The following is a 19362-nucleotide window of genomic DNA, read 5'->3' as shown; positions in this document are numbered from 1 at the left end:
GCCGGGGTGGCGCGCTCGTTGATCTGCAACCAGCGACCGTCGGCGATCTGCCGTTCCAGCGTCACCGCGCCGTCACCGGCCTGCGGGATGCGCCGCTCGGTGACCGGCGCGCGCATGATGGCGTCGATGTCGGACCGCTTCATGCCGATGCGGATACGGCTTTCGTCCAGCCCGTTGATCTCCATGAATTTGCGGTTGCACAGCACCAGGCGGTCCTGCCGGTCCCAAAGCGCGAAGCTTTCCGACGTGTTTTCGATCGCCGCCTTGAGGTTCTGGCTTGCGATCTGCGACAGTTCGGTCAGCCTGTGCTGCTCGGTCATGTCCACCGCGATGCCGATCAGGTGGTTGCCGTGGCCGGGACGCTCGGCAAGCTCGGTGCGAATGCGCAGGCGCACATAGTGCCCGTCCGCGTGGCGCATGCGCAGGATCCTGTCGACGCCCTTGATCCGCATCGCCGCGGCCTGTTCGGCGACGTCGAACAGGTCGGCATCCTCGGGGTGGACGAGCCTGGCGACATCGCCGAAGGACAACACGTCGCTGACCGGCGCGTAGCCCAGAAGCTCGAACATGGAAGGCGACCAGTAAACGCGCGCCCGCGCCAGATCCCAGTCCCACAGCCCGCAATGGCCGCGCGACAGGGCAAGGTCCATGCGCTTGTGGGTCTCGCAATAGACCTGGTCGGCCTCGCGCGTGCGCGCGACCTGGCCGAAATAGGCATAAAGAAGGATCAGCAGGATCGACGACGTCGCAACGAACAGCGCCACGTTCATCGAGGCGCGCTGCCGCCAGGAGGCATAGACCGCCTCGGCCGGTTGCAGCGCGACCATGAGAAAGCCGGCCCCGTCGGTGGCGTGCGCCGCCGCGCCCAGCAGGACGCGATCCCCGGCCGTGACCTCAAGGACGCCCGCACCCTGTCCGAACATCGTCAGGGGCTGGATGCCGTCCAGGCGCGTCTTCAGGTTCTCGCCGATCCGGTCGACCGCCCCGCCACGCTGGCCGACGATGGTGCCGGACGCCTCGGCGACGAGGAAGAAGCGAGCGTCCGAGAGCGCCTCGGTGGGCAGCGTCCGCGACAGGATGTGGTCGAAATCGGCGGCGGTCTGGGGCGTGAACCCGTTGCGCTGGGCCTGGCGGACGGCGCCCGCGCCCGCCTCGGCCATCAGCGACAGGAAGATGCGCGCCTGTTCCCCTGCCGCCTCGCGATCGTTCATCAGGGCCACCGCGCGGGCGGTGAAGACGACGGCCAGGAAGACCAGGATCAGGATCGGGATGGAGCGTTTGAGCCAGGGTTCCAGGGCGAGCAGACGCTTGAAGGCCGGTTCCGCCAGGAAGCGGGCAAGGCCCGTCATGCCGCCCGGTTCAGCCTTGCTGGTCTCGCTTAATGCCACGTATTCTCCCCGGCGGCCACAAAGCCGCACCGTCCTGATAGGGGCCACTCATTGCTATAGTTGGAACGCGACGCAGATACTGGAACTGCCGAATCGGTCACAATGAATCAAAACCGATTCGGCCTGTCCAGACGGCGGTAAGGATTTTTTAACCTCGCCATAGGCGCGGCATGGGCATATCGGGCCGGCGAAACCGGCGATCAGGCCAGCGTCCGGTCGACGATGTCCTTGAGATCGCCGGACAGATGCCTGTTGCGGCCAAGCGCGGCGATGGCCGCCCGGGCGCGCCCGCGCCGGCCGCATTCCAGGTTTCGCCATGAGCGCATTGCGGTCATCAGGCGCGCGGCGACCTGCGGGTTCTTGGCGTCGATCCGTCCGATCGCGCCGGTCAGCAGTTCGTAGCCGTGCCCGTCCGGGCGGTTGAAGGCGACCGGGTTGCCGGTGGCGAAGGCGCCGATCAGCGCGCGGATCCGGTTCGGATTGTCCCATGAAAAGCCGGGCGTCCGCGTCAGCGCCTGCACCACCTCGACCGTTTCGTGGCGCGGCACGGTGGCCTGAACCGTGAGCCATTTGTCGAGCACGATGGGCTCGCTCCGGAAGGCGCTTCGGAACGCTTCGAGCGCGGCGCGCGTCGCCTCGGCGTCGGGTGCCTGGTGCGCCATGACCGTCAGGGCGTGGGCGCGGTCGGTCATGTTGTCGGCGTCGGCCAGCATTGTCTGCGCCGTCTGGATGCTGCCGGTTGCATGGCACAGCATGGTCAGCGCCGCGTTGCGCAGCGCGCGGCGGCCGGCTCCCTCCGCGCCGGGGTCGTAGGGCCGGCGCGGCTGCAACTGGTGGAAGACGCGCGCGAGCACGCGCTCGCAGGCTGCGGCCAGGCGGACCGTGACGCCGCGCCGCGCGCGGTGGATCGCGTCGGGGTCGATGTCATGGCCGATCTCGCGCGCAATGTCGGCTTCGCTCGGCATGGTCAGGCAAAGGGCGCGGTAGGCATTGTCGAGCGCGCTGTCGCCGGCAAGCGCGGCGAAACTGTCGGCCAGCGTGTCGCTGAGGGTGATCTGCCCGCCCTCCCGCACGGCGCGCACCGCCGATTTGAGGTCGTCGACGATCAGGCTGTTGAGCGATTCCCAGCGCGAGAACGGGTCGGCATCGTGCCGCGCCAGAAAGGCACGATCCTCGACCGGCGCCTGCGGCACGCGCGTCACCGGCGCCGAAAAGCCGCGCAGCACCGAAAGGACGGGCTCGGCGGCAACGCCCTTGAAGACGATCGCCTGGCGCGGCTCGGTGATGTGCATCACCGCGTCCTCGCCCGCATGCGCGGTGACGCGGGCGCCCTCCGCATGGTCGAAGCCCATGGCCTGGCCGTCCGGTCCCACGAGGCCGAACGCCACCGGAATGTGCATCGGCGCGTTCGGCGCGCCGGCGACGGGCGGCTTGAGCGCCTGGTCCACCGTCACCGTCAGGGTTCGGGCGGAGCGGTCGTAACGCGTCGCCAAAGCCAGGTTTGGCGTCCCGGGCTGCTCGTACCAGAGCGCAAATTGCGAAAGATCGGCGCCGGTCGCCTCGGCGAAGCAGGCCAGGAACTGCTCGACCGTGGCCGCCTCGCCGTCATGGCGGTCAAAATAAAGGTCCATGCCGGCGGCGAAGCCCTGCGCGCCGACGAGCGTGCGCAGCATGCGGACGATCTCGGCGCCTTTCTCGTACACGGTCGCCGTATAGAAATTGTTGATCTCCCTGTAGCTTTTCGGCCGGACCGGATGGGCGAGGGGGCCTGCGTCCTCGGGGAACTGGTGCGATCGCAGGACGCGCACGTCGGCGATGCGCTTGACCGCGCGGCTGCGCATGTCGGCGGAGAACTCCTGATCGCGATAGACCGTCAGCCCTTCCTTCAGGCAGAGCTGGAACCAGTCGCGGCATGTGATGCGGTTGCCGGTCCAGTTGTGGAAATATTCGTGCGCGATGATCGCCTCGATCGAGGCGAAGTCCTGGTCGGTCGCGGTCTCGGGGTCGGCGAGGACATATTTGTCGTTGAAGATGTTCAGGCCCTTGTTTTCCATCGCGCCCATGTTGAAGTCGGAAACGGCGACGATCTGGAAGATGTCGAGATCATATTCGCGCCCGAACCGCTCCTCGTCCCACCGCATCGACCGCTTGAGCGCCTCCATCGCGTAGGACGTCCGGGCCTCCTTGCCGTGCTCGACATGGATCCTGAGGCTCACCGCACGGCCCGATGCGGTGACGAAACGGTCCTCGACGACGCCGAGATTGCCGGCGAACAGGGCGAACAGATAGGACGGCTTGGGGTGGGGGTCGTGCCAGACGGCGAAGTGCCGGCCGCCATGGGCCTGCCCGCTTTCGACCCGGTTGCCGTTCGACAGCAGGAGCGGCGCATCCTTCCGGTCGGCCTCGATCCGCACCGTGTAGACCGAAAGGATATCGGGCCGGTCGAGGAAATAGGTGATGCGGCGAAAGCCCTCCGCCTCGCACTGGGTGCAATAGTTTCCGGCCGTCCGGTAAAGGCCCATGAGCCGGCTGTTCGCGGCCGGGTCGAGGACCGTGTCGATTTCGAGCGTGAAGGTTTCGCCGGCGGGCGGGGCGCCGAGCGTCAGGGCGTCGGGCGTCGCCGCGACCGCCGCATCGCCCGCTTGCGCGCCATCGATGCGCGCGCCGGCGAAGGTCAGCCCGTCGCCGTCGAGCGTCAGCGGCGTCTCCGGGGCGACGCCGCCGCGCCGGCGCACCGCCAGCCTGGCGGTCACGTGCGTGCGCCTGGCATCGAGCCGGACGGTCAGGTGCACCGCGTCGATGAGATAGTCGCTCGGCCGGTAGTCCTCAAGCCTGACCGCTTGTCCCTCTTCGGTGCGCATGCGCTTGCGTTCCTTGCTCGTTGCGGCCGCTGAAACCGCTCCTCTACACGATACCCATCGCTGCGTCATCGGCCATGGGCCGACGGCCCCGCACCCTTGCATTCGCGGCGGCGCGGGTCCATTGAAGCCCGGTGGCCTCCCCGACCGTTGCGTCCAGCACCGAGAAGAACCCGCTCCTAGGCATTGCGCTGAAGGTTGGTTCCGTATGCGCGTTCATGGCCATGGCCACCGCGATCAAGCTGACAGGGCCGTTGCCGCCGGGCCAGATCGTGTTCTTCCGATCCTTCTTCGCCATCCTGCCGATCCTCGCCTATCTGTTGGCGACGCGGCAATTCGCCGATGCCTGGAAGACCGACCGGCCGCTCAGCCATGTCTTGCGCGGCATTGTCGGGGTGGCCGCGATGGGACTGGGCTTTTTCGGCCTGACCCGGCTGCCGCTGCCCGATGCGATCGCGATCGGCTATGCGCGGCCGCTGCTGACGGTGGTGCTGGGCGCCTTGATCCTGGGCGAGGCGGTGCGCCGCTACCGCTGGAGCGCCGTCGTCATCGGCCTGGTCGGCGTGACCATCATTTCCTGGCCCAACCTTCAGCTCCTGCGCGGCGGGGGCGATGCGGACCAGGCGCTCGGCGCGATCGCCACCTTCGTGAGCGCGCTGTTCGCCGCCTTCGCCTTCGTCCTGGTGCGCAAGCTGGTCGACACCGAAAAGACCACCACGATCGTCCTTTACTTTTCGATCACGGCGAGCGTTCTGGCGCTGTTCACCGTTCCGTTCGGCTGGCAGGCGCTGCGCTGGGAACAGGGGGCGGCGCTGATCGCCGCCGGCTTTTGCGGCGGTCTGGGCCAGATCCTGCTGACGCAGAGCTACCGCTATGCCGAAACCTCGACCATCGCCCCGTTCGAATACACCTCCGTGGTCCTGTCGATCGTCATCGGCATCGTCCTGTTCGCCGAATATCCGACGCTTGCGACCCTTGTCGGCTCGGCGGTCGTGGTCGCCTCGGGCATCTTCATCATCTATCGCGAGCACCGGCTCGGGCTCGAACGCGGCAAGGCGCGGCCGGTCACGCCGCCGCACGGGTGAGGCCGGCTTTCCCCCGAAGGACGAGGGAAGGCCGGGCATGGCCCGTTCTTCACTCCTCCTCCGAACGCGGATCGAGATTGAACGTCTCGGGCGTCTGGCTGCGGGTCGAGGGCATGTAGTTGTAGTCGGTCATCTCTTCGGCCGGCGCCGCCTCGCGCTGGGTGATGCGCCAGGCCGCATGGCCGCCGAAGACCGCAAAGGGCAGCGCCAGCGACAGGAAGAACCCGCCCGGACCCAGCCCGTCGATCAGAAAGCCCGAGAGCACCGGGCCGATCATCGCGCCCGCGCCGTTGACGATCAAAAGCCCCGAGGAGATTTCGACGAAGTCGCTCGGTTCGGCATAGTCGTTGGCGTGGGCGACGACCAGCGAATAGATCGGGAACAGGATCGCGCCCAGAACGAAGACCGTCACGAACACGCCCGGCGCTGTGTCGGCGCCCGGCACGAACCGGTAGGCCGCCGCGCAGCCGACGCCGACCAGGCCCGCAAGGACCATCACATAGCGCCGGTCCATCCGGTCCGAGGCGCGCCCCAGCGGCAGCTGGAAGATCGCGCCCGAGATCATGGCGAGCGCCAGCATCAGCGGGATCTGGTTGCCCGTCAGCCCGCTCCGCTCGGCGAACACCGGCGCCTGGGAGTTCCAGGTGCCCACGATGACGCCGACCATCAGCATGCCGACCATCGCCGCCGGCGAATTGCGGTAGAGCTTGCCCAGATCGAGCCTGACCTCGGTCAGGGGCTGCGGCGAGACCGCGTTGGAAAGGCCCGTCGGGATCACCGCCATCGCATAAAGAAGCGCGGCGATGATGAACAATGTGGTGGTCGCCGGGTCGCCGAGCAGCACCATGAACTGGCCGGCCATCAGGCCGACCATGTTCATGATCATGTAAAAGGAGAAGATCTGGCCGCGCGAATCGTTGGTCGCCTTCTCGTTGAGCCAGCTTTCCACCACCATGTAGGCGCCGGCCAGCGCGAAGCCGGCGATGCCGCGAATGGCGATCCAGGCCAGCGGATGGATGATCAGGGCGTGCAGCAGCAGCGACATGGCGAGCATCGTCGCCAGCACGGCATAGACGCGCACATGGCCGACCCGCCGCACCATGCGCGGCACGATCACGCAGCCGGCGGTGAAGCACAGCGCGTAGCCGAAGCCGATCCAGCCGATCGTGACCGGGCTCCAGCCCTCGATGCCGGCGCGCAACGGGATCGCGATGCCGGTCAGGCCGCTGCCGGCCAGCAGGAAGAAGGTCGACAGCATCAGCCCCGTGACGGGAACGATGTGGCGCAGCATGGAAGGCTCCCGTCTCGGTGCCGCCGGTTGGATCCGATCATAACGGATGTTCGTGTCGAAGGCGCGTCAGCGGGCGACACGGCGTTGCGAGGGCGCGCCGTCAGGGGGCGGAGGCGGGCGCGGCCAGGCGTTTGCTGATCGCCACAAGATCGAGCCAGGCCATGCGCTTGAAATGCGGCTGCTCGCGCAGGAAGGCCGGCTCGAACAGGGCGGTCACCGCGACCGGGCCGGCGCCGAAATCGGCCTCGATCCAGCGCCCGCGCAGCCGCGTGATCGGATCGGTCGCCGCAAACAGCTGCTGCGCTGCGACATTGCCCAGCGCGATGACGATGCGCGGTCCGGCGAGCGCGACCTGCCGGCGCGCGAAAGGCGCGCAGATCTTAAGGTGCAGCGGCGTTGGCGCCTCGCCGCCCGGCACGGCCCAGGGCACGCAGAAGCCGCAATAGGCGTCCGTGCGCCGGTCGAGCCCGATCGCCGCCAGCATCTTGCCCAGCAGGATGCCGTCCAGGCCCGACATGGCCTCGCCGTTCCTGTCGTCGTCGCGCGAGGGCGCCCCGCCGACCAGCATCAGGTCCGCGCCGCGTTCGCCGCCCTCGAAGACGGTATGGCGCGCGCTGCGCTTGAGGTTGCAGCCTTCGAACGCGGTGACGGCGGCGCGCAGCGCATCGAGGTCGGCGGCGCCGGCCGCGGCCTGCTCGGCCAGGGCGACGGCCTGGCCGTCCGGCACCGTCACCTGCGGGGCGGGGCGTTCGGGCGGGGGCGGTGCCGTCGGGCGCGGTGCCTGGCCCGGCGCGGGCGCCCTGCCCGGGCCGGTGGCGCTCGCCTCGGACTTCGGAGCCGCCGCCTGTGGCGCGAACCGGTCGGCCGGCTCGGGCCGAAGCGCGAAGTCGAGCCCGCTTTCCTGATAGAAGCGCAGGAGCTGTTCCAGATGCTCGCGGCTGATATCGGCGCTGTCGGTCATGGTTCATCCGTTCCGCCTTCTTTCGCAGAGCGGGCCGGTCCGTGCAACGTCACGAGGCCGGAATGCGCGGATCGAACCGGATGTAGAACATCCGCGCCGGCGTCAGGTCGGTGACCAGAAAGCGGAACGAGGCGCGTTGGCCCGGATCGACGAAGCCGTCATGGAACAGGATGCGGTCGAACGGCTCGAAATCCTGCTGGCAGCGGGCGAACCGGTCGGACACGGTGCGGTAGTTGCCGGTGCGCCGCTGGTCGAACGACAGCCCGTCTCCGTAGACGCTGGCCTTGCCGATCGCCTCCTGCAACTCGAATTCGGCGCCGATCCAGGGCAGGCCGGAGCGATTGACCACCGTGATGTCGAAATGCAGCGTTCCGGTCGCGTGCGTCTTGGGGTGCGCGAACGGGTTGATCGGCTTGGTCGCGCGGATCATCAGCGTGGAGGCTTTCGCCGAGAACACATGCTGGGTGATGCGGATCGGATCGCCGCGCGTGCCCAGCCCCGATGCCGCGGTGATGCGAAAGCCGCCAAGCGCATCGGAGAAGGCGTAGCCCGCCGTCAGGGCCGGTTCGCCCGTGCCGGCCGTTTCCTGCGCGGCGCCGGGGCCGCCGCAGATCGACAGCGCCGCGGCCAGCACGAGTGCCGCATATGCCCGCTTCGCCTTGCTCATCGCCGGCACGATAGCGCAACCGGCCCGGTCCGCAATGCCGCCCCCGATCTTGGCTTGCGCGCCACGGGCGGTATCGGCCTGACGGCGACCGGGGACCCCTGAACGCATGACGTTGCCAATGCGTGGCTGGGCCGCTAACTTAGCGAGGTTAGCTAAGCGGGGTGGTCTCCATGCAGGTCAAGGTGCACCAGGCAAAGACGCAATTGTCGAAATTGATCGAGGCCGCATGCCGGGGCGAGGAGGTGATCATCGCCAGGGGCGACACGCCGATGGTGAAGCTCGTGCCGGTCGAGCGCAAGCCGAAGCGACGCTTCGCACTGATGGCCGACAAGCTCAAGGGTCCGGGGCCGGACTGGTTCGAGCCGATGGACGAAGAGGAGCTGGCGCTCTGGGAAGGCCGGGGCGAAGACCGGTTTTGAAGGCGGCCCTGCTCGACACCCACGCCCTTGCATGGACCTTGCAAGGCGACCGGCGCATTCCTCCGGATGTCGTCGGGATGATTGACGCGGTTGACATGGTGATCGTCAGCGCGGTCAGCCTTTATGAAATCGGGCAGAAGCTGCGCGCCGGCAAATGGCCGGAAATGGAACCCTATCGGCACGAACTGATCCCCGTCGTCGCCCGGATGGGCGGGCAGGTCGCAGTGGTTGACGGCCAGATCGCCGAGACCGCCGCCACGCTCGACTGGCCGCACCGCGCTCCGTTCGACCGCATCATCGCGGCCACATCGATCGTCACCGGCCATCGCCTCATCTCGGCCGATCCCGCCTTTTCGACGCTGAGGGACGCGCGGTTCGTCCCCACCTTCTGGTAACGCGCGGCGGCGCCTCAACAGCCGATCCGTGCCCGGATCCGGTCGACGACGCGCTTGGACGGGCAGACATTCTCGCACGGTATGCCGTCCCCGTCGCCATCGGCGCGCGGATGCTGCCCCGCGCACCAGGCGCGCACGGCCTGCTCGCAGCTCCGATAATCCGTGCAGCGGGCCGCAAGTGCCGGACTCGACACCGAAAACACGATGAGAGCCGCAAGAAGGACGCGCAACCGCCAATGCATCGCTCGACCGCTCCCCATGATCGCCTCGGTGGGGACAATTATAAAGAGCAATAACACCAGTTAAAATCGCGCAAAAGTGGTATGTGCCGCCCATTCACATGTTCGGATAGACCGGGCCTTCGCCATTTTGTCCGGCCAAGGCTTGCGCTTCCCTTCGGGGCAAGCCCGAGGGTCAACGTGCGCTTTGGCTGCGGGCGGCTTGGCCGGCCATCCTCACATGTTCGGATAGACCGGGCCTTCGCCGCCCTGCGGCACCGTCCAGTCGATGTTCTGGTTGGGGTCCTTGATGTCGCAGGTCTTGCAGTGCACGCAGTTCTGCGCGTTGATCTGGAACCGCACCGCATCGTCCGCGCCCCTTTCGGCGTCGTCGCCGACCGTGTTGCCGCCCTCGTCGAGCCATTCATAGACGCCCGCGGGGCAGTAGCGCCAGGACGGGCCGGCATGGTCGGCATATTCGGAGCGCGTTTGAAGGCCGGCATCGGCCACCTTCAGATGGATCGGCTGATCCTCCTCATGGTTGGTGTTGGACAGGAACACCGAGGACAACCGGTCGAACGAGACTTCGCCGTCCGGCTTCGGATAGGCGATCGGCCCATGCTTGGATGCCAGTTCCGTTGATTCATGGTCCGCCTTGCCGTGGCGCATCGTGCCGAGCGGCGACCAGCCGCCCGTCAACTGGTTGATCCACATGTCGATGCCGCCGATGGCCACGCCGGCCAGGGTGCCGAAGCGCGACCAGAGCGGCTTGACGTTGCGCACCTTCTTCAGATCCTTGCCGATGGGGCCGCCGCGCCATTCGGCCTCATAGGCGTCGAGCGCCTCGTCATTGGCGCGGCCGGCGGCGATCGCCTCGGCCGCCTTGTCGGCGGCCAGGATGCCCGACAGCATGGCGTTGTGGCTGCCCTTGATGCGCGGCACGTTGACCAGGCCCGCCGAGCAGCCGATCAGCGCGCCACCAGGGAACGAGACTTTCGGCACGGACTGCCAGCCGCCCTCGGTGATCGCGCGGGCCCCGTATGCGATGCGCTTGCCGCCCTCGAACGTCTCGCGGATCATCGGATGAGTCTTGAAGCGCTGGAACTCCTCGAACGGCTTCAGATACGGGTTCTTGTAGTTCAGGTGAACGACGAAGCCGACCGCGACCTGATTGTCTTCGAGATGATAGAGGAACGAGCCGCCCCCGGTGCCGTTGCCCAGCGGCCAGCCGAACGAATGCTGCACCAGGCCGGGCGCGTGCCTTGCCGGATCGACCTGCCACAGCTCCTTCATCCCCAGGCCGAACTTGCCCGGTTCCTTGCCCTCGTCGAGCGCATACCGGGCGATCAGCCGCTTGGCGAGCGAGCCGCGCACGCCTTCGCCGATCAGGACATATTTGCCGTGCAGTTCCATGCCGCGCGCGAACATCGCCGTCGGCTCGCCGTCGCGCCCGATGCCCATGTCGCCGGTGGCGACGCCCTTCACCGCGCCCCCCTCGTCCAGCACCAGTTCGGCGGCGGCGAAACCGGGATAGATCTCGACGCCCAGCGCCTCGGCGCGCGCCGCCAGCCAGCGACACACATTGCCGAGCGAGGCGATATAGTTGCCGTGATTGCTCATCAGCGGCGGCATGGCGAAATTGGGCAGCCGGATGCCGCCGGCCGGACCCAGATAGAGGAACCTGTCGTCGGTGACGGGCGTCTTGAGCGGCTGGTCTGGATCGTCGCGCCAGTCCGGGATCAGCGTATCGAGCCCGACCGGATCGATCACCGCGCCCGACAGGATATGGGCGCCCACCTCGGCGCCCTTTTCCAGGACGACGACCGACAGGGCCGCGTCGATCTGCTTGAGCCGGATCGCGGCGGCAAGGCCCGCCGGCCCCGCGCCGACGATGACGACGTCGAACTCCATCGATTCGCGCGGCTCGTTCCTCGGATCGTCCGCGCCGTTGCCTTCGCTCATCGGGTTCCTCCAAATGCGCCGCCTGCCGGCCGCCATCCCGCACGCTTGGCTTGTGCTTGCGCGCTTTTGCCCTCAGTTAGCGCGCCGCGCGCGCACGCTTCAAGACCGCATTGCGCCGCAATCGGGGCAATCGCATATGAGATGCGGGTCGCAGGATGACGTATGAGCAGACCCTGCGCGACCGCGGCCATATGCGATTGCCGGCAACCCCGCAACCGATCGCGGTGGCGGCTTTATCTGACATTTACGTAAGCGTAATAAAGGGCGATGACAAGGTCCGCTCATGGCGGGCGGCGCTCGGCGGGCGGCGCTTGCCGCGCCGTCTCGCTCTCGCCGACGGCCGCGCCGGGCGCCTCCTACGCCTCGCCTTGATCCGGTATTCCCACGCGATCCGCCGCGTGATGAGACAGCAGACGGCCAAGGCGACGGAGCTGGAGAGCGACACAAGCACGATGCCCAGCAGGAATTCGAGAAGAAGGCGGCGGTCCATCTCGGGTCTTGGGCATCGCGAGTCTTGGGCATCTCGGGTCCTCGGCATCGCGCGGCGCGGCGTCGGAACGGATCGGACAGGCATGCGCCGCCGCTCACGCCCGCTCGTCCTTGGGCGAGCCCATCACCACATAGGTGGTGATCGAGCGCACCTGCGTGATTTCACCCAGCACCTCGGCGTGGAACCGCTTGTAGGCGGCGATGTCGGCGACCTCCACGCGCAGCAGATACTCGATCATGCCCGTCACATTGTGACATTCTCGCACTTGCGGCGCGCGCGCAATGGCCTGCTCGAACACCTCCTGCGCCGCACGGGAATGGTCGGCCAGTCCGACGCCCACATAGGCGACGAAGCTCTGCCCCGTCCTGGTCCGGTCCGTCACCGCACGATAGCCCGTGATCACGCCGGAGCGCTCCAGTTCCTGAACGCGCCGCAGGCAGGCCGAAGGCGACAGGTTCACGCGCGCCGCCAGTTCGATATTGCTGATCCGGCCCTCGCGGGACAAGATGCGCAATATTTCTTCGCTTCTTTCGTCTAAATCGTTCATCCGTTGCGCATGATCGCACTGGCAGGCCAACAATGAAAGCACATTGTGTATGTTCCAGGTGTAACATTGATCCATGCCGATTGAACTGTTCGCCGCCTTTGCGACATTTGCGCTCGTCTCCTCGATCACGCCGGGGCCGAACAATCTGATGCTGCTCGCCTCGGGCGCCAATTTCGGCCTGCGCCGCACGGTGCCGCACATGCTGGGCATCAGCGTCGGCTTCACCGTGATGATCGTGCTGGTCGGGGCCGGCCTGATGGGCCTGTTCGATGCCGTTCCGGCCAGCTACACGATGCTGAAGATCGTTTCGGTCGCCTATCTGCTCTGGCTGGCATGGAAGATCGCCGATGCCGGCGCGCCGCGCGAGGGGAGGGCGGGCGGCACGCCGCTGACCTTCCTTCAGGCGGCCGCGTTCCAGTGGGTGAACCCCAAGTCGTGGACGATGGCGCTGACGGCGATCACCATATACGCGCCCGACCGCGGCCTGTCCGCGATCGCCCTGGTCGCGCTGATCTTCGGGCTCATCAATCTGCCCTCCGTCGGCAGTTGGGCGCTGATCGGCCTGCGAATGCGGCGCCTTCTGGCCGATCCGGGGCGTCTGCGCGCCTTCAACCGGACCATGGCGGCGCTGCTGGTCGCATCGCTGTGGCCGGTTCTGGGACTGTGACGTCAAGGGACCGATCCGGGTCCCGATCCGCCGCGCGCGGGTTCATGGCCGGCCACGGTCCATATGCCGGGCAAGCCGAGGATGATTTGCCTGAATTGGCCAAAATGGCTAAACTCCGATCGTTGAGCGGAGAAGAAACCAGGACAAGAAACCATGAGCGACGTGTTTGATGCCTCGGATGCCAAGAACCGGTTTGGGCGGTTGCTTGATGCTGCGCAATCGGGACCGGTGCGCATCCGCAAGAATGGGCGTGACGTCGCCGTCGTAATGTCCGCCGATGCCTTCCGCAAGCTGGCGCAAGACGCATCGAGCGCGCGGGTGAGCCCCGCGGTGAAGGCGCTGCACGAAAAGAGCGCCGAACGCTGGGCCGATGTCTACAAGGCACTGGCCGAGTAGCCGTCCGGGCATGATCTATCTCACGCTTGACGAAGCGCTGTTCATCCATCGGGAACAGTTGCGCCTCTTCGGTGGCGCGCCGGGCATCCGCGACCTGGGGCTTGTGGAAGCGGCGCTGCTGCGGCCGCAGACCGGCTATTATGACGGATTGATCGACGAGGCTGCCGCACTGTGGGAGAGCCTTGCGATGAACCACGGATTCGTCGACGGCAACAAGCGCGTGGCCTTTGCCTGTGTCGACATCTTTCTGGAACTCAACGGCCGCCGTATCGTCGCCGAACCGGCCGAGGTGATCGCCTTCATCTACGAACGTTTGGAAACAGGTACGATGAACAAGGACAACCTGCTCGTCTGGTTGACCAATCATACCGAACTTCACTGAAACGCCGTCTCGCTGAAGCTGCGCAATTTGCGCGAATGCAGCCGTTCGGGCGGCATCCTGGCGAGCTTCTCCATCGCCCTGATGCCGATGATCAGGTGCTGGTTCACCTGCGTGCGGTAGAAGTCGGACGCCATGCCCGGCATTTTCAACTCGCCGTGCAGCGGCTTGTCGGAAACGCATAAGAGCGTGCCGTAGGGCACGCGGAAGCGGAACCCGTTGGCCGCGATCGTCGCCGATTCCATGTCCAGGGCGATGGAGCGGGACTGCGACAGCCGCTTGACCGGTCCGCGCTGGTCGCGCAGTTCCCAGTTGCGGTTGTCGATCGTGGCCACCGTGCCCGTGCGCATGATGCGCTTGAGGTCGTAGCCCGAAAGACCGGTCACCTCCGCCACGGCTTGTTCGAGCGCCACCTGAACCTCGGCCAGCGGCGGCACCGGCACCGACAGAGGCAGATCGTCGTCGAGCACCGAATCCTCGCGCACATAGGCGTGCGCCAGCACATAGTCGCCCAGTTGCTGCGTGTTGCGCAGGCCCGCGCAATGGCCGAGCATCAGCCAGGCGTGCGGGCGCAGCACGGCGATATGGTCGGTGATCGTCTTGGCGTTGGACGGGCCGACCCCGATATTGACCATGGTGATGCCGGTCCTGTCCGGCCGCGTCAGGTGATAGGTCGGCATCTGCGGCAGGCGCGGCGGTGGCGTGCCGCCGGGTTCGGTGGCGCCCGCGCGCGTGATCAGGTTGCCCGGCTGCACGAAGCTCTCGTAACCGGAGGCCGGGTCGGCGATCCGGTCGCGCGCATAGGCGCAGAACTCGTCGATGTAGAACTGGTAGTTGGTGAACAGGACGAAGTTCTGGAAGTGCGAGGGGCTCGTCGCCGTATAGTGCGACAGCCGGTGCAGCGAATAGTCGATCCGCTGCGCGGTGAACGGCGCCAGCGGCGAGGGTCGTCCCGGCATCGGCTCGAAATCGCCATTGGCGATGTCGTCATTGGTCACGTTCAGGTCCGGCACGTCGAACGCGTCGCGCAGCGGCCGCGCCAACCGGTCGGCCTTGGCGCCGTCCACATGGGTGCCTTCCAGGAAGGCGAAATGCAGCGGAATCGGCGTGCCCGATTCGGACACCTCGACCGCCACGTCGTGGTTCCTGACCAGAAGACCGATCTGCGTTTGCAGGTAGCGGCCGAACAGGTCCGGCCGCGTGACGGTCGTCGCATAATGGCCCGGCTGCGCCAGATGGCCGTAGGCGAGCCGCGAATCCACCTGGCCGTAGCTGGTGGTCCTGACCGAAAGCTGCGGGTAGCAGGCGCGAACCCGGCCGGCGAGATCGCCCTTTTCGGTCATCTCGGCGAAGCGCTCGCGGATGAAGGCGGTGTTGCGCTCGTAGAGGGCATGCAGGGCGGCGACGGCCTCGGCGGGGTCGGTGTGGAATTGGGGCCGCTCCGGCGGCGGTGTCAGGAACTGTGCGGCCTCACGGCCCTCGCCCTGGTGTGGTTCGTCCGTTCTCTTGTCCATGCGCCACCATATAGGCGCCGACGATTGCAGGCAAAAGACGCAAAGCGGGCGGGCGGGCACGGCCGCGCCCGCCCGCAAGGGTCCCCGCCCGGCCTACCGGGCGTTCAGCAGTTCGGGCACGCGCAGCAGCACGAACTCATTGTCCTTGGCCGCGTCGAGCTGGCGTCCCGAGGAGAAGGGCAGATTGTTGTCGGTGCCGACGACAATGTGCTCCTCGTCATAGCGCATGACGTCCTCGATGGTGAAGAACGGCATGGTGAAGATGCCCGTCATGTCGCGGTCGGCCACGGTTTCAAGCTTGGCCAAGCCCTCCGGGTCGGCGATGTTCATCAGGTCGACATGGCCGATGCGGGCAACCACGCCGTCGTCCGCGATCCGCGCGGTGTCGATCAGAACGACCCTCTTGTGCATGGCCGGGTGGGGGAAGCAGTCCGGCGCGGGCTCGCCCTCGCATTTGAGCGATGGATCGCCCTCGCCATTGTCGCGCTCGATCACCAGCGCGCGCGTGGCGTCGATGAAGTTGAAGTCGCCGATCGCCGTTGCGCCGTCGGCCAGCGGGAACAGGAACCGGTTGCCCGTCCATTGGCCGCTTTGGGGATCGAATTCGAGCACCGGGAGCACGCGCGGGCCGGCTTCGCCGTTCTCGTCGAGCAGCGGCTTTTCCAGCATGCCCCACAGCATGCCGGTCTCCGGATGCAGCGCCATGCCCTCATAGCCCGAAGAGCGCGGCAGGCGGTAGTCCGCGCCGGCCCTGGCGCCCACGCGCAGGCGCGGATGGTCCGGGCTGCGCAGTTCCTCGCCGTCGATCAGCGTCGCAAAGACGCCGGTGACCCGGCCCTGGCGCGTCGCCGAGATCAGATAGGGTCCGAACTCCTCGCCGATCCAGATCTCGTCTCCGACCAGCTGAATGCTCTCAAGGTCGAAGTCCGCGCCGGTCAGGTAGCGCTCCTTGGTGCCCTCATAGGCGATGCGGAACGGCACATGGCCATCCGGATCGTGCAGGAAGACCGTCTCGCGCCGCTCGACCGAGCCGTCCTCGAAGTCGGGCACGATATGATGAAAGAACAGCAGCGTGTCGGGCGAATTGAGCTTGGAGCCGAAGCCGTTGTCGGTCAGCGCGATGATCGAGCCGTCCTCGGCGCGCTCCATGGCGAAGCCCGAAAAGCCCTGCACGGGCTGGCCGATGAAGGGCAGGAACAGGCCGGTGCCGCGACCGCCGTGCAGTCCGCCGGTGCTGCCCTCGACGCTCATCGGCCGGTCGACGCGCGCCGGGCCGGCGGCGAACTTGCCCGAGATCCAGGCATCGGCGGGCGCGTCGGCCGGCGGCGGCACGAGCGTCATCGCCGGGATGATCGCATGGCCGGCGAGCGTTGCGGGGAACTGTTGTTCTTCGGCGTAGACGGCAGTCGACATCAGGGCTGCGAGCGCGACCGCTGTCGCGGCGGCGCAAATAGGCGTGGCCATCGGGATCTCCATGTTTTCAAGACCACCACATGCCTATCGGCGCATCGTAACAGCGCGGTTACAGCACGATGAAAGCGGCGTGACGGGGCTGTGAATCGGTTGTTCGCGCAAGCGCCGAGCCCTATCACGGCCGCATCAGGCTGACATAGAGCACGAAGCCGACGCCGCCGCCCTGGCGCGCGCCCTCGTCGGCCCGGGCGGCGGCGAAACCGGCCACCGGCCCGACGAACAGCGCGGCGAGCAACGCCGCGCGGGCGCACACGCGCATCGTGTCCATGGCGCGGCGGACGATCCTGGCCGTTGCGGTCATCTCGTGCCTCCGATGGGCTGCCGGTGCGCGATGGCGCAGGCGCGCGGGCGCTCGAACACGCACGCCACCGTGGATTGAACCTTCCAGGAATAGGCCGGCCCGCTCGCCTGCTCGATCAGGCCGATCAGCACGAAGGCGAGGATCGTCGCGATCAGGCAGATGATGGTGAATCGGCGCGCGAGCATTGCCTGTGTCCTTTCCTGCCGCCCATGTTAGTAGGGGTGCGCTGAACCGGTGCTGAGGCCGCCATTCAGCCGCCGTTCAGGAAGCAGAACACGGTTTCGTTCCTCGCCCGGACGAGCGCCCGTGTTCGCCGGGGCACGACCAAGGAAGCCGACAATGAGAGCCGACAATGAGAGCCGACAATGAGAGCCGACAAGGGGAGCCGACCATGCCGCATCAGACCAAGCCGATCGAACTTCATTACTGGCCGACGCCGAACGGCTGGAAGATCACCATCATGCTGGAGGAACTGGGCGCGCCCTATGAGGTGCGCTATGTCGACATCGGCAGGGGCGACCAGTTCGCGCCGGACTTCCTGAGGATTGCGCCCAACAACCGCATGCCGGCGATCGTCGATCCCGAAGGGCCGGGCGGCGCGCCGATCTCGGTGTTCGAGTCCGGCGCGATCCTGCAATATCTGGGCCGCAAGTTCGATCGCTTCTATCCGGCCGACCCGCGCGCGCGGACGGCGGTCGACGAATGGCTGTTCTGGCAGATGGGCGGCCTTGGCCCCATGGCCGGCCAGGCGCACCATTTCCGCCAGTACGCGCCCGAGACCGTGCCCTATGCCATTGAGCGGTACACAAACGAGGTCAACCGGCTCTATGGCGTCATGAACACGCGGCTCGCCGACCATGAATTCCTCGCCGGCGACTATTCGATCGCCGACATGGCCTCGATCGGCTGGGTCGTGCCCCATGAGCGCCAGGGCCAGGACCTGGGCGATTTCCCCAATCTCAAGCGCTGGTTCGAGGCGATGAAGGCGCGCCCGGCCGTCGAGGCCGGCCTTGCGGTGGGACGCGACAGGCGCGAACAGACCAACCTGCGCGACGACAAGGACGCGCAGGCGATCCTGTTCGGGCAAAGGGCGCGGTAAGCCGTGTGGATTTCCCCCCACCCTTCGACGGGCTCACGATGAGGGGAAATCGCAGGCTCTTGTCGGGGGCGCGCATCTCGGGACGAGGCAATTGGGCTTCGCTCCCTCGCCCGACCGGACGCGGCCCCGCCGCTCAGCGGCGCGTCCAGCTCTCCGTCCTGCCGAAAAGGCCGCCGAGCACGGAGCCGCGCATCTTCAGCGTGTCGCCCTCGAACCACGCCGCGCCGCGATAGGTGCGGTCCTCGGCCGGGTCGGTGATCTGCCCCCTATAGCGGTCGCCGTCCCTGTTGAAGCGGCCGATCTGCCTGCCGGCATGCTCGCCGGCGGTGACCTGGATGCAAAAGGCGCTTCCGCACGGGCCGATGGCGACGCTGCCGCCTTCGCCCGTGCGCCAGTTGCCGACGATCGGGTCGGCGAGCGCCGGCGTCGCGGCCATCACGGCGGCCGCCGCAAGGGCGAGCATGGTCTTGTGCATGAAAACCTCCCTGGATGCCGGCCCCGCCGGCCGGTTGACGCGCAGTATGATTGACGAGAACGTAAAAGTAAATACATGCACGCTTCGGTTGATGCACGCTGGAAGCGCCGCGGCGGTCGCAAGGACGCCGCCTTCGCTGGGCAAAGGTGCGCCACGGTTAGCGAATGCTTGCCGGCCGCGCGGTATACGATCTGTCAAGGCGCGATGTTTTCGCAACCGTTTCAAGATCTTGCCTGCTGAACGAAGCGTTGCGTTTACCTCTCGTTTTTGTTTCGTTTGCGCCGTGTTAAGCACGCTTGTTTGCCACCCGTTCAAGCGTTGCCGCCATGCTCTATCCCATCGAAGGCGCTTGGATGAAAACGGCGCCGGGGACGAAACGGGGTTGCGCTGGAGGGTTTCGACAATGGCACGCCTTGAGATTAAGAACGCCGATTCCGCCGGCCTGGGCGCGGGCGCCAATGCCGACATTCTGTTTGAAATGGGCCTGGCCTGCGCCGCCGGCCGCGACGGCACCATGGACCTGGTCGCCGCCCACACATGGTTCAACATCGCCGCCATCAAGGGCTCGCCGCGCGCAAGCGCGCTGCGCGCCGAGATCGCCGAGACGATGACCAAGCCCGAACTCGCCAAGGCCCTGCGCCAGACGCGCGAATGGATGACGCGCCGCTGACCACCGGCCGAAGACAATCAGCGGGTGGCGCGCCGGCGCGGACATGGGCCGGCGTTGCGAGGGGGCCGCTGATCGGGCCGCGCGCCGACGGGGCGGGCGCGCGGCCC

21 protein-coding genes are annotated in these 19362 nt (G+C 67.1%); 8 read left to right on the top strand and 13 right to left on the bottom strand.

Annotated elements, in window-relative coordinates:
* Together AC5E6L_RS06295 and pepN are read right to left on the bottom strand one after the other, a co-directional pair.
* Window positions 1-1349, bottom strand: a 1349-nt coding sequence (locus tag AC5E6L_RS06295; protein ID WP_491772018.1) for a PAS domain-containing protein, incomplete at its 3' end; no start/stop codon positions are given.
* A 239-nt stretch (window positions 1350-1588) separates the two neighbouring features.
* A complete protein-coding gene (gene pepN, locus AC5E6L_RS06290) occupies window positions 1589-4249 on the bottom strand; it encodes an aminopeptidase N (RefSeq protein ID WP_491772016.1) in 2661 nt (886 codons plus the stop codon).
* Between the two features lie 131 nt (window positions 4250-4380).
* Here pepN and AC5E6L_RS06285 point away from each other — a divergent pair, with 131 nt between their 5' ends.
* Window positions 4381-5331 carry a DMT family transporter gene (locus tag AC5E6L_RS06285; protein ID WP_491228334.1) on the top strand — a complete coding sequence of 317 codons (951 nt, stop codon included), beginning with the start codon at window positions 4381-4383 and terminating at the stop codon, window positions 5329-5331.
* 49 nt (window positions 5332-5380) lie between these two features.
* On the opposite strand, the gene AC5E6L_RS06280 is transcribed toward AC5E6L_RS06285, so the two are convergent.
* The 3 genes from AC5E6L_RS06280 to AC5E6L_RS06270 form a co-directional block, all read right to left on the bottom strand.
* Complete coding sequence (locus AC5E6L_RS06280; RefSeq protein ID WP_491772014.1) at window positions 5381-6622, bottom strand: MFS transporter; 1242 nt, start codon at window positions 6620-6622, stop codon at window positions 5381-5383.
* Between the two features lie 100 nt (window positions 6623-6722).
* The gene (locus AC5E6L_RS06275; protein ID WP_491772012.1) at window positions 6723-7583 is read right to left on the bottom strand and encodes a uracil-DNA glycosylase; all 861 of its coding nucleotides are present in this window, start codon (window positions 7581-7583) and stop codon (window positions 6723-6725) included.
* 49 nt (window positions 7584-7632) lie between these two features.
* Entirely contained in the window at window positions 7633-8250 is a 618-nt protein-coding gene (locus AC5E6L_RS06270; protein ID WP_491228337.1) for a hypothetical protein, read from the bottom strand.
* A gap of 170 nt (window positions 8251-8420) precedes the next feature.
* On the opposite strand from AC5E6L_RS06270, the gene AC5E6L_RS06265 reads away from it, so the two are divergent.
* Window positions 8421-8669: a type II toxin-antitoxin system Phd/YefM family antitoxin gene (locus AC5E6L_RS06265; protein WP_491228338.1), complete on the top strand. Its 249-nt coding sequence runs from the start codon at window positions 8421-8423 to the stop codon at window positions 8667-8669.
* Complete coding sequence (locus AC5E6L_RS06260) at window positions 8666-9064, top strand: type II toxin-antitoxin system VapC family toxin (protein ID WP_491772009.1); 399 nt, start codon at window positions 8666-8668, stop codon at window positions 9062-9064. Before AC5E6L_RS06265 ends, AC5E6L_RS06260 begins: the two co-directional genes overlap by 4 nt.
* A 14-nt stretch (window positions 9065-9078) precedes the next feature.
* On the opposite strand, the gene AC5E6L_RS06255 is transcribed toward AC5E6L_RS06260, so the two are convergent.
* From AC5E6L_RS06255 to AC5E6L_RS06245, 3 genes are all read right to left on the bottom strand, one after another.
* The gene (locus AC5E6L_RS06255) at window positions 9079-9306 is read right to left on the bottom strand and encodes an excalibur calcium-binding domain-containing protein (RefSeq protein ID WP_491772007.1); all 228 of its coding nucleotides are present in this window, start codon (window positions 9304-9306) and stop codon (window positions 9079-9081) included.
* Between the two features lie 213 nt (window positions 9307-9519).
* Window positions 9520-11244 (bottom strand): electron transfer flavoprotein-ubiquinone oxidoreductase, encoded by a 1725-nt coding sequence (locus tag AC5E6L_RS06250; RefSeq protein WP_491228340.1) that lies wholly within the window; start codon window positions 11242-11244, stop codon window positions 9520-9522.
* A gap of 584 nt (window positions 11245-11828) precedes the next feature.
* Entirely contained in the window at window positions 11829-12356 is a 528-nt protein-coding gene (locus AC5E6L_RS06245) for an Lrp/AsnC family transcriptional regulator (RefSeq protein ID WP_491228341.1), read from the bottom strand.
* Between AC5E6L_RS06245 and AC5E6L_RS06240 the strand changes: the two genes are divergently transcribed.
* The 3 genes from AC5E6L_RS06240 to AC5E6L_RS06230 all read left to right on the top strand — a co-directional run bounded on the left by AC5E6L_RS06240 (window position 12355) and on the right by AC5E6L_RS06230 (window position 13726).
* Complete coding sequence (locus AC5E6L_RS06240) at window positions 12355-12948, top strand: LysE family translocator (protein ID WP_491228342.1); 594 nt, start codon at window positions 12355-12357, stop codon at window positions 12946-12948. The genes AC5E6L_RS06245 and AC5E6L_RS06240 overlap by 2 nt on opposite strands.
* Window positions 12949-13101: 153 nt before the next feature.
* On the top strand, window positions 13102-13344 hold the full coding sequence (locus AC5E6L_RS06235) for a type II toxin-antitoxin system prevent-host-death family antitoxin (RefSeq protein ID WP_491228343.1): 243 nt from the start codon (window positions 13102-13104) through the stop codon (window positions 13342-13344).
* Window positions 13345-13354: 10 nt separating this feature from the next.
* Complete coding sequence (locus AC5E6L_RS06230) at window positions 13355-13726, top strand: type II toxin-antitoxin system death-on-curing family toxin (RefSeq protein ID WP_491228344.1); 372 nt, start codon at window positions 13355-13357, stop codon at window positions 13724-13726.
* Here the strand turns inward: AC5E6L_RS06230 and AC5E6L_RS06225 are convergent.
* The 4 genes from AC5E6L_RS06225 to AC5E6L_RS06210 form a co-directional block, all read right to left on the bottom strand.
* Window positions 13720-15237: an AMP nucleosidase gene (locus tag AC5E6L_RS06225; protein ID WP_491772003.1), complete on the bottom strand. Its 1518-nt coding sequence runs from the start codon at window positions 15235-15237 to the stop codon at window positions 13720-13722. The two genes, AC5E6L_RS06230 and AC5E6L_RS06225, sit on opposite strands and share 7 nt — an antisense overlap.
* Window positions 15238-15330: 93 nt before the next feature.
* A complete protein-coding gene (locus AC5E6L_RS06220) occupies window positions 15331-16701 on the bottom strand; it encodes an esterase-like activity of phytase family protein (RefSeq protein WP_491772001.1) in 1371 nt (456 codons plus the stop codon).
* A 124-nt stretch (window positions 16702-16825) separates the two neighbouring features.
* Window positions 16826-17011 carry a hypothetical protein gene (locus AC5E6L_RS06215; RefSeq protein WP_491228347.1) on the bottom strand — a complete coding sequence of 62 codons (186 nt, stop codon included), beginning with the start codon at window positions 17009-17011 and terminating at the stop codon, window positions 16826-16828.
* The gene (locus tag AC5E6L_RS06210) at window positions 17008-17196 is read right to left on the bottom strand and encodes a hypothetical protein (RefSeq protein WP_491228348.1); all 189 of its coding nucleotides are present in this window, start codon (window positions 17194-17196) and stop codon (window positions 17008-17010) included. Before AC5E6L_RS06210 ends, AC5E6L_RS06215 begins: the two co-directional genes overlap by 4 nt.
* 206 nt (window positions 17197-17402) lie before the next feature.
* Between AC5E6L_RS06210 and AC5E6L_RS06205 the strand changes: the two genes are divergently transcribed.
* Window positions 17403-18110: a glutathione S-transferase N-terminal domain-containing protein gene (locus AC5E6L_RS06205; protein WP_491771998.1), complete on the top strand. Its 708-nt coding sequence runs from the start codon at window positions 17403-17405 to the stop codon at window positions 18108-18110.
* 133 nt (window positions 18111-18243) lie between these two features.
* Here AC5E6L_RS06205 and AC5E6L_RS06200 read toward each other — a convergent pair whose 3' ends face one another.
* Complete coding sequence (locus AC5E6L_RS06200; RefSeq protein ID WP_491228350.1) at window positions 18244-18585, bottom strand: DUF2147 domain-containing protein; 342 nt, start codon at window positions 18583-18585, stop codon at window positions 18244-18246.
* Between the two features lie 403 nt (window positions 18586-18988).
* On the opposite strand from AC5E6L_RS06200, the gene AC5E6L_RS06195 reads away from it, so the two are divergent.
* On the top strand, window positions 18989-19255 hold the full coding sequence (locus AC5E6L_RS06195; protein WP_491771996.1) for a sel1 repeat family protein: 267 nt from the start codon (window positions 18989-18991) through the stop codon (window positions 19253-19255).
* The last annotated feature ends 107 nt before the right edge of the window (window positions 19256-19362 follow it).

The organism is Roseitalea sp., from assembly GCF_984466335.1.
This window is presented reverse-complemented; position numbering and strand designations above follow the sequence as displayed.

Coding starts and splice junctions, on each gene's coding strand:
- AC5E6L_RS06250 (WP_491228340.1), bottom strand. CDS start 11,244: ATGAGCGAAGGCAACGGCGCGGACGATCCGAGGAACGAGCCGCGCGAA.
- AC5E6L_RS06240 (WP_491228342.1), top strand. CDS start 12,355: ATGCCGATTGAACTGTTCGCCGCCTTTGCGACATTTGCGCTCGTCTCC.
- AC5E6L_RS06200 (WP_491228350.1), bottom strand. CDS start 18,585: ATGCACAAGACCATGCTCGCCCTTGCGGCGGCCGCCGTGATGGCCGCG.
- AC5E6L_RS06255 (WP_491772007.1), bottom strand. CDS start 9,306: ATGCATTGGCGGTTGCGCGTCCTTCTTGCGGCTCTCATCGTGTTTTCG.
- AC5E6L_RS06245 (WP_491228341.1), bottom strand. CDS start 12,356: ATGGATCAATGTTACACCTGGAACATACACAATGTGCTTTCATTGTTG.
- AC5E6L_RS06220 (WP_491772001.1), bottom strand. CDS start 16,701: ATGGCCACGCCTATTTGCGCCGCCGCGACAGCGGTCGCGCTCGCAGCC.
- AC5E6L_RS06275 (WP_491772012.1), bottom strand. CDS start 7,583: ATGACCGACAGCGCCGATATCAGCCGCGAGCATCTGGAACAGCTCCTG.
- AC5E6L_RS06205 (WP_491771998.1), top strand. CDS start 17,403: ATGCCGCATCAGACCAAGCCGATCGAACTTCATTACTGGCCGACGCCG.
- AC5E6L_RS06195 (WP_491771996.1), top strand. CDS start 18,989: ATGGCACGCCTTGAGATTAAGAACGCCGATTCCGCCGGCCTGGGCGCG.
- AC5E6L_RS06215 (WP_491228347.1), bottom strand. CDS start 17,011: ATGACCGCAACGGCCAGGATCGTCCGCCGCGCCATGGACACGATGCGC.
- AC5E6L_RS06225 (WP_491772003.1), bottom strand. CDS start 15,237: ATGGACAAGAGAACGGACGAACCACACCAGGGCGAGGGCCGTGAGGCC.
- AC5E6L_RS06280 (WP_491772014.1), bottom strand. CDS start 6,622: ATGCTGCGCCACATCGTTCCCGTCACGGGGCTGATGCTGTCGACCTTC.
- AC5E6L_RS06235 (WP_491228343.1), top strand. CDS start 13,102: ATGAGCGACGTGTTTGATGCCTCGGATGCCAAGAACCGGTTTGGGCGG.
- AC5E6L_RS06230 (WP_491228344.1), top strand. CDS start 13,355: ATGATCTATCTCACGCTTGACGAAGCGCTGTTCATCCATCGGGAACAG.
- AC5E6L_RS06270 (WP_491228337.1), bottom strand. CDS start 8,250: ATGAGCAAGGCGAAGCGGGCATATGCGGCACTCGTGCTGGCCGCGGCG.
- AC5E6L_RS06210 (WP_491228348.1), bottom strand. CDS start 17,196: ATGCTCGCGCGCCGATTCACCATCATCTGCCTGATCGCGACGATCCTC.
- pepN (WP_491772016.1), bottom strand. CDS start 4,249: ATGCGCACCGAAGAGGGACAAGCGGTCAGGCTTGAGGACTACCGGCCG.
- AC5E6L_RS06265 (WP_491228338.1), top strand. CDS start 8,421: ATGCAGGTCAAGGTGCACCAGGCAAAGACGCAATTGTCGAAATTGATC.